The 9,497-nt window shown below is 38.0% G+C and carries 9 protein-coding genes; 1 reads left to right on the forward strand and 8 read right to left on the reverse strand.

Translation table 11 applies throughout. The features are described from left to right. Positions 1-690: helix-turn-helix domain-containing protein (locus U0839_RS07505; RefSeq protein WP_413550397.1), on the forward strand; the 690-nt coding region annotated here is incomplete at its 5' end. Positions 691-720: 30 nt separating this feature from the next. On the opposite strand, the gene U0839_RS07510 is transcribed toward U0839_RS07505, so the two are convergent. The 8 genes from U0839_RS07510 to U0839_RS07545 all read right to left on the reverse strand — a co-directional run bounded on the left by U0839_RS07510 (position 721) and on the right by U0839_RS07545 (position 9,238). After that, entirely contained in the window at positions 721-1,212 is a 492-nt protein-coding gene (locus U0839_RS07510) for a YdcF family protein (RefSeq protein WP_413550398.1), read from the reverse strand. Positions 1,213-1,641: 429 nt separating this feature from the next. Next, the gene (locus U0839_RS07515; protein WP_255412383.1) at positions 1,642-1,764 is read right to left on the reverse strand and encodes a hypothetical protein; all 123 of its coding nucleotides are present in this window, start codon (positions 1,762-1,764) and stop codon (positions 1,642-1,644) included. 218 nt (positions 1,765-1,982) lie between these two features. Then, positions 1,983-3,047 carry a DNA polymerase III subunit delta gene (gene holA / locus U0839_RS07520; RefSeq protein WP_413550399.1) on the reverse strand — a complete coding sequence of 355 codons (1,065 nt, stop codon included), beginning with the start codon at positions 3,045-3,047 and terminating at the stop codon, positions 1,983-1,985. Between the two features lie 34 nt (positions 3,048-3,081). Beyond that, the gene (locus U0839_RS07525; protein WP_155566358.1) at positions 3,082-3,798 is read right to left on the reverse strand and encodes a hypothetical protein; all 717 of its coding nucleotides are present in this window, start codon (positions 3,796-3,798) and stop codon (positions 3,082-3,084) included. Then, positions 3,798-6,410, reverse strand: coding sequence for a leucine--tRNA ligase (leuS, locus tag U0839_RS07530; RefSeq protein ID WP_413550400.1), 2,613 nt, complete (start codon positions 6,408-6,410; stop codon positions 3,798-3,800). Before leuS ends, U0839_RS07525 begins: the two co-directional genes overlap by 1 nt. 24 nt (positions 6,411-6,434) lie before the next feature. Continuing rightward, positions 6,435-6,929 carry a DUF3576 domain-containing protein gene (locus tag U0839_RS07535; RefSeq protein WP_110439391.1) on the reverse strand — a complete coding sequence of 165 codons (495 nt, stop codon included), beginning with the start codon at positions 6,927-6,929 and terminating at the stop codon, positions 6,435-6,437. A 153-nt stretch (positions 6,930-7,082) separates the two neighbouring features. Further along, positions 7,083-8,327 carry a LarC family nickel insertion protein gene (locus U0839_RS07540; RefSeq protein ID WP_110439390.1) on the reverse strand — a complete coding sequence of 415 codons (1,245 nt, stop codon included), beginning with the start codon at positions 8,325-8,327 and terminating at the stop codon, positions 7,083-7,085. 155 nt (positions 8,328-8,482) lie between these two features. Further along, entirely contained in the window at positions 8,483-9,238 is a 756-nt protein-coding gene (locus tag U0839_RS07545; protein ID WP_110439389.1) for an aspartyl/asparaginyl beta-hydroxylase domain-containing protein, read from the reverse strand. Between the last annotated feature and the right edge of the window lie 259 nt (positions 9,239-9,497).

The raw sequence follows: 9,497 nt of genomic DNA on the forward strand, positions 1-9,497 counted from the left end.
CGTTTGAAAAACAGCTATACACAAGAAAACCTAGCTGATATTGTAGGATGTAAACAGCAAACAATTAACAGTATTGAAAAAGGCAGAATTAAACGCAGCAAATATCTGCCATATATCGCCAGCGCATTGGGCGTAAATATAGCTGACCTGGATCCTGATCTTAACAAAGATCAAAATAAAAGAGCCTTTGAATTGACCCATTCCAACAATCACAAGGAAAATATCAATAGCGATATAAATACGGTAAATATTCATGATGTCATAAATGAACATAAACCGACATCAAATTATTTGAAAAAAATAAACAGTGACATTCCTATATTCGCCACCATCAAGGAACTTGACAATTATTTCTTAATTACAAATACACCTGTAGAATATATTCCACGACCCCATCTGGTTAACCTTGAAAAAGATGCATTTGGAATTATAATAGGCAATCATGCTATGTATCCCCTATTCCGTGTTGGCGATGTAATTGTTGTTCATCCACGGAAAACAGTAAAAGAACATGATGTCTGCATTTTTATTGGCTATGAAAATGGATTAATGATTTACACTATTGGAGAGTTAATTCACGAGGATGCGCTATCATGGACGGTAAGGCAATACAAGCTCTATTGTAATTTTTCTCTTCCGAAAACGGTTTGGAAGAAATGTAATGCAATTATTATAAAAATTTTCAGATGATCATTATTGCCTACCCGCAATTTTCAAAAATTATTTTAATTTTAACCAGTAAAACAAATAGGCTACTATCTCTCTATTCAAAGAAAAAATATCCCGCCATGAATTATAACGCGGAGCAGATTGACCTTTCAATGGCATGCCAGCCTGTTTAAAAGCCAGTTGTATTCTGGGTAGATGATAATACTGAGATATTGCAATAACTGATTTAAAATGTTGCTTGGTGCATAATTCAGACACATTTCTGACAGTTGCTCTTGTATTAACCCCTTTTTCATCAAGAATAACCGCTTCACGGGGTATATTCTGGGTAAGTAAGTAATCGGCCATAACCTTAGCCTCATTATATCCTTCTTTTCCCAATCCCCCGCTAACAAAAATTAAAGGGGCGACATGTTTACGATATACAAACACCGTCTCATCTAAACGTGCTTTCAATCCAGAACTTGGCGTACCATCCTCATTAATTTTGGTACCAAAAACCACAAGTAAATCAGCATTGTCAATCTTTTTGCGACTACCCAAAAAAACGATAGCTATTATTATAGTTATGTAAAAAAATAAGATTATTAAAAACGTTCTGTAATTTAGCAGCATAATATAAATTTATTGATTTCAAACTATTACATTATACGTTAATTCCATTTAAATATTAAGAAAATCTTTTTTGATCCAGATAAGAACAAATTCCTTTAAAAATATAATAACCAGCTGTCATTAGGCAATCAAATAATTATTATCACTAAACTAATCTTGCCAATTTTATTTAACCAAAAAATATTCAAGGATATAAATTCCCATTCTATCCAACTGAACGTTCTGAATCGGTTAAGATAATTTGTACCCACTTTTTATCGCATAATCTGTCATGAACTGGCAAGAATATGATAGATAAATATGGATTTTTTTAGGAAAAACAAGGGATTTGTCAGGAATTGGCAACATCTGGCATATTCAAATGGTGTCCGCGGCGGGATTCGAACCCACGGCCCCAGGATTCATCTCACCACGATTTTCATCGCCATTGATTGTGAAATTGACAATCAATGTTTGTAAGCTGGACTGTCTCTTTACCATAGAAATATTTCCGTAGGTACCACCCGTACAGTCTCTACACCTTTCTGTTAAATTCAAAACAGACTTGGCTCGGGATTGGCATGATCGTTCTTGATCGAAGCGTTCCCCGAATTAGAGTGGATTCACCTTACTGTTTCCAAATAAGATGCCCAATATTTAGGAATCCTGTGCTCTATCCTGCTGAGCTACGCAGACACTATGCCTCTTTTACCCTGTCTTTATAAATTTGAAAAGAGTTCCTTTAAATTCATTACCATTTTTTTGTCCTTAACCATCTGGGCAATCATCAACATAAACTGTCGACATAATGTTTCACCCGGCACAGCAGTTTGCTTGCTTAAAAGTTCCAGATACTGAACTTGTCTGGCAAGATCCAATAATCGTTCTTTATTCCAATAGGTCATTGCCCTTTGAAAATCATTGGCACGCTTGAAAAAAATTGGTGGATTTAATCTTCCCATTGCAGATTTCAGGGACAATCCATCTTCTTCCATCATGATTCTAACCTGCATCATACGATCATTTAAATATAAAAGTCCACGAATAAGCGCAATTAAGGTAATCCCTTCCTTAAGTCCCCGATTTAACGTACGATCTGCAACAATTGTTTGCCCTGTCATAACCGCATATAAAATATCCTCTATAGAATATTCATTACTATCCCCCAAGACCTGTTCAACAGCTTCAATTGTAATTTCTGCCTCATCTCCAACAAAAAGTAATAATTTTTCTATCTCATTACGAATAAGAATTCGATCTCCACCTAACATTGCCAATAAATATCGGAATGCATCCGGGGAAATCTTCTTTTTCCCCAATAGTGAATGAACAGTTTCTTCCAGTGAGCGTCCAGTCTCTGCATAACACGCAATTGCCGCCATTAATGGATGTTTTTCGGCCAAGATCCGTAAGGGAGAACGAGTGGAAAGACTGCCCGCTTCAATAACAATCACTGAATCCAAATGGGATGAATTTTCTTTGTTCAAATAAGAAGCGCAAAAAATTTCAAGTTTTTTAGCTAAATTATCCGATGCATCTCTTACCCATACAGCACGTTGCCCACCCATCAAAGATAAGGCTGTCGCCTCTTCAACCAAACGGTCATGATTTTCCTTATCCAAAACAGCGACAAGAAAAGGATCGTTCAAACTATTGGCAATTTTTTTTACCAAGCGGCTGGCACGTTCTCGTACCAATCCTGTATTTTCTCCATAAATCAGATATACACGAAATTGATTGATATCTTGAAAAATACTTGTAATTTTTCGTGCATCGATTTTCATGAAATATTGATACCCTTATTTCATCTTTTATCCATTACTTATCTGAAGGCATTTCATCTTCTGTCATGTTATCCATTCCAACAGGAATCATGGTATTTCGACCGGTAGCCATTGCTGGCATTCCATCACTTCCCGCTGATTGAGTCTGTGCTCCGCTTGTTCCAGGCATCATGCTTGGTAACATATACTGCGCCTTGGGTGTATTTGGAACTTTACTTGTTTCTTGAAAAGAATCATTATGCCTGAACCAGACAGCAACTTGTTGTGTAACTTCATTCGCCAAATTCTGAGCAACACGAGTTTGCGCGGTTTCGTCATTCAACGTCTGAGCAAAATATTGTTCAAAAGTAATATTATAACCATCCATTGTCTGCGCATCACCCTGTGCCAAAATGACTGGATTAACAGATATGGTTTTCAATATCCAATGCGCATTCCCGGTCATTCTTGCCCGACCCGAAGAATTGTCATAATGAATATCAATCGCTTCTTCACTTAAAGACGGGGTTACATCCAACTCATATGTTTTTGGATCTTCAGGCCCATCCCCTGCCATATTCTGTTGTAAAAACTGCCGAATTTGCTGACCAAAACGATCATTCAAAACAGGAATATAAACTTTTTTCAATTCCTTATTGGTATCCAATGTAGCCGTTTTTTTATAGACAGGATGAAAACCACATCCTGCCAATAAAATTGCAAACCCCAAGGGAACACTGGATTTTTTAAGGAATATAGTTAATGATTTCATCAGTTTACCACAAAATTAACGATTTTATTAGGCACATAAATTGTCTTTAAAACCGTTTTTCCTTCCAAAAATTTAGAAACTGTTTTCTCCCGCTGTGCCAATTGGATTATCTTTTCTTTTTCCATATCCGGAGCAACCTCAATCGTTCCCCGTAACTTGCCCTTTATTTGCACAGCAATAACCACTTTTGTCGCGGTTAACAAAGCTTCATCTGCTTTAGGCCATTCACTTTCAGCCAACAATTTGTGATCCTCAAAAAGATGAGACATCATTTCTTCCGCCATATGCGGAATTAACGGACTGGAAAGTCGACTTAACATCATGGCAGCTTCACGACGAGCAAAATCCATTCCCGGATCACCCGATTTTTTTTCTGCATCAGCCAAAGCATTGGTTAATTCGCGCAATCTTGCAATCGCAACATTCATTGCAAAATTATCCAATGATTCTGTTACCGCAACAATGGTGCGGTGGGTCAAGCGTCGCAATTGATCCGCATTTTCCGAAAATGTATCAGGTAAAACAACCAGCACTGGAACCTGTTGTGATACCGTTAAAACCAAACGGTATAAACGTTGCAGGTAACGGGAAGTGGCCATTACCCCTTCCTCTGTCCATTCCATGTCCCTTTCGGGAGGATTATCTGACAATATGAACCAACGTGCCGTATCAGCACCAAAACGTTCAATAATTGCAGATGGTGGAATCGTGTTTTTCTTGGACTTTGACATTTTTTCAACACGACCAATCTTAACAGTTTCGCCGGTATCACGTAAAACAGCTTTATTCCCTGTTTTTTTTACTTGGTCAGGAAAAATCCACTCGCCTTGTGCATCTTGATAACTTTCATGCATCACCATACCCTGAGTAAATAAAGCTTTAAAAGGCTCATCAACACTCACATATCCCATTTGTTTCATGGCTCGTGTAAAGAAACGCGCATATAGCAAATGTAATATCGCATGCTCAATTCCGCCAATATACTGATCTACCGGCATCCAACGATGAACAGCCTCCTTTTCTGTCGGGGTTTCGGCATGAGGTGCTGTAAATCGTGCAAAATACCAGGAACTATCTACAAATGTATCGCATGTATCGGTTTCTCTCTGGGCAGCTCCATGACAATGGGGACATTCAACATGTTTCCAGCTTGGATGATTATCCAACGGATTTCCGGATAAAGAGAAATCAACATCCTCTGGTAACTGAACCGGCAACTGGCCTTCTGGAACAGGGACTATTCCGCATTTTGGACAATGAATAACAGGTATTGGACAGCCCCAATAACGCTGACGGGAAATGCCCCAATCCCTTAAACGCCAGTTCACCACTTTTTCACCAATGCCCAATTTTTCCAATTCCGCTATTGCCACATCCTTGGCTTTGACTGTTGGCAATCCATCCAAGAATTCAGAATTTACAGCAATTCCCTGATCTGTATATGCAGTCTCGGTAACCTTAAAAGTTTCAGAGGTTTCTCCTTTCGGAACAACAACTGTCTTGAAATCAATTTTATATTTGCGTGCAAAATCCAAATCCCGCTGATCACCACAGGGACAGGCAAATATTGCACCCGTTCCATAGTCCATCAATACGAAATTGGCAATCCAGATTGGAAATTCCTGATCAGGCATAAAAGGGTGCCGAATTTTCAGGCCAGTATCGATTCCTCTTTTTTCAGCTTTCTCAATCGCCTCTTCTGAAGTGCCCAACTGATGACATTCGGCTATGAAATCAGCCACTTCGCGATTTGTCTTTGCCAATTTAGCCGCCATCGGGTGATCAGGTGAAATAGCAACGAATGCCATACCAAACAGGGTATCCGGACGGGTTGTAAATATTTCCAAAACGTTCAAACTAGATTCAAAATCTGCTGGCAAATTCAGAACCTCAAAACGCACTTTTGCCCCTTCGGATCTTCCCAGCCACCGCTCTTGCATCGCTTTCACACGATCAGGCCAGTCATTTAGTGTATTCAATCCATCTAATAAAGGCTGTGCAAAATCCGTAATTTTCAAAAACCACTGGAAAAGCTGTTTTTTTACAATTGGAGCTCCAGAACGCCATCCCTTGCCATCAATTACCTGTTCGTTAGCCAACACAGTTTGATCAACAGGATCCCAATTCACCCAACTTTCGCGACGCTCAACCAGGCCTTCTTCCAGCAAGCTTAAAAACAATTTTTGTTGCTGACCATAATATTCGGGCTGACACGTAGCAAATTCTCTGTCCCAGTTTAGGGAGAAGCCCAATCTTTTGAGTTCTTCCCGCATGGCGGCAATATTTTCCATAGTCCATTTAACAGGAGAAACACCATGGCTTTTGGCAGCATTTTCAGCTGGAAGACCAAAAGCATCCCATCCCATAGGATGTAATACGCTATAGCCCCTTGCCCGCTTGTATCGAGCGACAACATCCCCCAATGTATAATTTCTTACATGCCCCATATGCAACTGTCCGGATGGATATGGAAACATTTCCAAGACATAATATTTTGGCAATTCAGAATTAGGTACATTGGGTACATCAAACAAATGACGTTTTGCCCATTGCTGTTGCCAATAAAATTCTACACGTTGAAAATCATACGATGATGGAGTGGAATTATTCATGTTAGTCTATCAAATATATTAAATTTACTTAAGTTTATCAGCACGCAACTGACGTGCGCGCACCTGAATTTTACTGGTAAGATCTGAAGCTGTATGAGAGGTTACAGGCGCATCGACCCACTGTCCGTTTTCCTTTATCTGACGATGAACAACAACACTGATCGAATCCGATCTCAACCGTCGGTCAAGTACAGTGCAAACAACTTGAAATCTTTCAGGATTGGATGGAACAGGCTGATACCAATCCGTTATAATGCTTCCCCCCACAGCATCAGCTGAAAGCATGGGCATAAAAGCCAACGTATCCAATGCCGCACGCCATAAATAAGCGTTAACACCACCTGCCAGACTATCATCCCCACCTGTGGCTGAACGATCCACACCAACAAGATGGTTTTCGGGCAAAATCAGATCCCGTTCTTTTTTATGACTGGAACAAGCTACAAGCCCCAGACTTAAAGCACTGACCATTACCAAAGAACGGGAAAAAGAGAATGAAGCAATTAAATTCTTCGTCATGTAGCCTCTCCAATGATTATTAAGGCAGCTTGTGAATTTATTCCTATTCGCATTTTGCCTTTTGTACATCAATAAAACGGAAATATTACAATAATAATAGGTTTTCTTATACAGATTTTTATACGTTTTTTAAATCTTTATTCATAATTTCAATCAACTTTTCCCGGAAAAAAACAACCGTTTAACCGTTTCCTCAATTTCAACTGTTGATAAATCATGTGCTTTGGCAATAGAGCGGCATGTTGTTTTATCAGGAACAACTGAAACAATTTGATTGTTTAACAGTTGTCCCACAATAACTTTTATTTTTCCCCATGGGGTATTAACGTTTTCATCATAATGAATCAAATTTTCATATTTCTCAATACGCCAATGCACATATGCCGTTTTTAATCTTTGAAATAAGAAACGACGCATCTCATCAGCATGTTCCGGGAGACAGAAAATAACAACCTTATCGGTCATTTGATTAAAGACTGAATAAATTGGCACAGTATAGACAAATTTTGCCCCATTCGCATAAAGATGGGTTTGTAATTCAATTAATGCATCTTGCGATGATTTGGCAAATTCTGCCTCTACAATAACAATTTCCCCAATAACTGATTGTGTATTTTTTCCTTTTGTTGTGGTTCCCACACATAGTCTTAAAAAATTTGGAAGATTATCATATTCCATTCTTCCCCCTCCATACCCTATACGAGAAATCAAGATTGGAGGGCAAGGCTGATAACTGGTCTTTAACGCTTTCAACAATGCGGCACAGGTTGGGGTTAACAATTCCTTTTGTGGACCCGAGGCATAAATAAGAACCTCATTTCCCAAAAGCTCAAGCGTTACAGGGGTTGGAATAGGTAAAAATCCCTTGGAATCTTTTTTGATTCCCGATCCTACATTCAAGGGGGAAACATACCATTGATCTATCTTCAGCCAGACACATGCAACGCAACAAACTGTTACTCCAACAATCGTGTTCAGCGCTTTAATCTCATGAAAACTGATTTCTTCGATTGGCAGACCTGAGATTTTGGCTTGTGCTTCAGCCAAATTCTGAAAAGTTTCCAAAATAAGCTTTTTCGCTTTTACAGGTAGGGACGCATTGGAAATCAAGGCCTGAATTGTTCCCAGCAACTGTTTATTATTGACTTTTTCATCTTGAAAAGAACGCAAGAAATCATGAGAAAAATTCAAGCCATTTTCTGAAATGTCAAAACTAATATAGGCTTTGATCGTTGCAATATTGCTTCGCTTGACATGCATTAATTCTAGACGTGCGCCTATATCAAGGGCGTCAACTGCATCTTGTAAAATTTGTTCAGGAACACCGGCACTTGCCAAAGCCCCTATAAATCGGCTGCTACTCATACCAGCAAAACAGTCTAAAAAACCGATTCTCACAAATCTACACTTTCTCCAGAATATTTACAGTAATTATTTATAACCTAATTAAAAATTATAACAATTCACTTATTATTCAATAATCCTTTCTGCAACCCCAATTCATTGATTAAAACATTAAACATTAATAAAAAATCAAATACCTCAATCAATAACTAATGTAATATTTGTTGTTTATTGATTTTCATAAAATTATCATAGGCTTCTTTAACAAAGGCAGAACGACGGATCGCCATCATAAACAGATCTTGAACAACCTTACCAAATCCTCTTTCCGGTCTTAAAACCTGAAATAATAAAACAACCCGAGTTTGATTCGTATCATTTTCAACACTATGCCTATAGGTATCATCGAAAAGAATGCATTTATCCTGGACCCAGTATAAACGTTGCGTATCAACATCAATCCAGCATTTTTTTTGATCTATCGGCACAGCGACCCCAAGATGACACGTAAGCAAACCTTTGGTCACACCATAATGCGGGGGGATAACGGCACCCGGTTCAAGAATAGAAAAAAACGCTGAATTTAAATTCGGAATCTTATCTATCAAAGCTGCTGTTTTAGGCATTAACTTACAGTTTTCCATCACCCGTAACCCGTAACCCTGCAAAAAAAAGGATTTCCAACGTTTATCCGCGGCAATTCTAGCATGGTCAGGAGATATATCTCGCAGTGAGGGTGCGTTAACAGATTCATTTTGATACTTCTGAACAAGCTGTTCCCATTCTTTACGAATTATATCTGCATTAGCTTCAATTACAGATATCCATGGTAGAACCGAAATATCATATACGGGTTGATCCGGAATTTCTGAATAACGGGAAAGCACTTTATTAAAATAAGGACGAAGTTTTTTCCCCATTTTGATTATAAAAGGTCTTTTAGGCTTTATAATTTTTTTTTGCATAATTTTACCAAAATATTATATGGATCTATTACAAAAATTATTTTCAGTAATCTAATATTTTTCCATTTCACAATATGAAAAAACTATGTCTATATTATAATGCGAAAAAAGATTTTGTTTAAACAAAACAGATAATTTCGTATTGAAAATATTTTCAATTATTTTTGAAGCAAATCTTCTAGTACTTTTTTAAATATCTATATAATCTTACGATAATAATTATTTAACGTATTGCTAGATTGATATTCCCTTTTGGTGT

This window comes from Commensalibacter sp. A3DC (assembly GCF_047307945.1).
In the GTDB taxonomy this organism is placed as follows: domain Bacteria; phylum Pseudomonadota; class Alphaproteobacteria; order Acetobacterales; family Acetobacteraceae; genus Commensalibacter; species Commensalibacter melissae.

What these genes read in the sequence shown, in the direction of transcription:
- U0839_RS07545 (WP_110439389.1), bottom strand. Translation starts at nt 9,238, where the DNA reads ATGCAAAAAAAAATTATAAAGCCTAAAAGACCTTTTATAATCAAAATG.
- U0839_RS07535 (WP_110439391.1), bottom strand. Translation starts at nt 6,929, where the DNA reads ATGACGAAGAATTTAATTGCTTCATTCTCTTTTTCCCGTTCTTTGGTA.
- U0839_RS07525 (WP_155566358.1), bottom strand. Translation starts at nt 3,798, where the DNA reads ATGAAATCATTAACTATATTCCTTAAAAAATCCAGTGTTCCCTTGGGG.
- U0839_RS07515 (WP_255412383.1), bottom strand. Translation starts at nt 1,764, where the DNA reads ATGGTAAAGAGACAGTCCAGCTTACAAACATTGATTGTCAATTTCACA.
- holA (WP_413550399.1), bottom strand. Translation starts at nt 3,047, where the DNA reads ATGAAAATCGATGCACGAAAAATTACAAGTATTTTTCAAGATATCAAT.
- leuS (WP_413550400.1), bottom strand. Translation starts at nt 6,410, where the DNA reads ATGAATAATTCCACTCCATCATCGTATGATTTTCAACGTGTAGAATTT.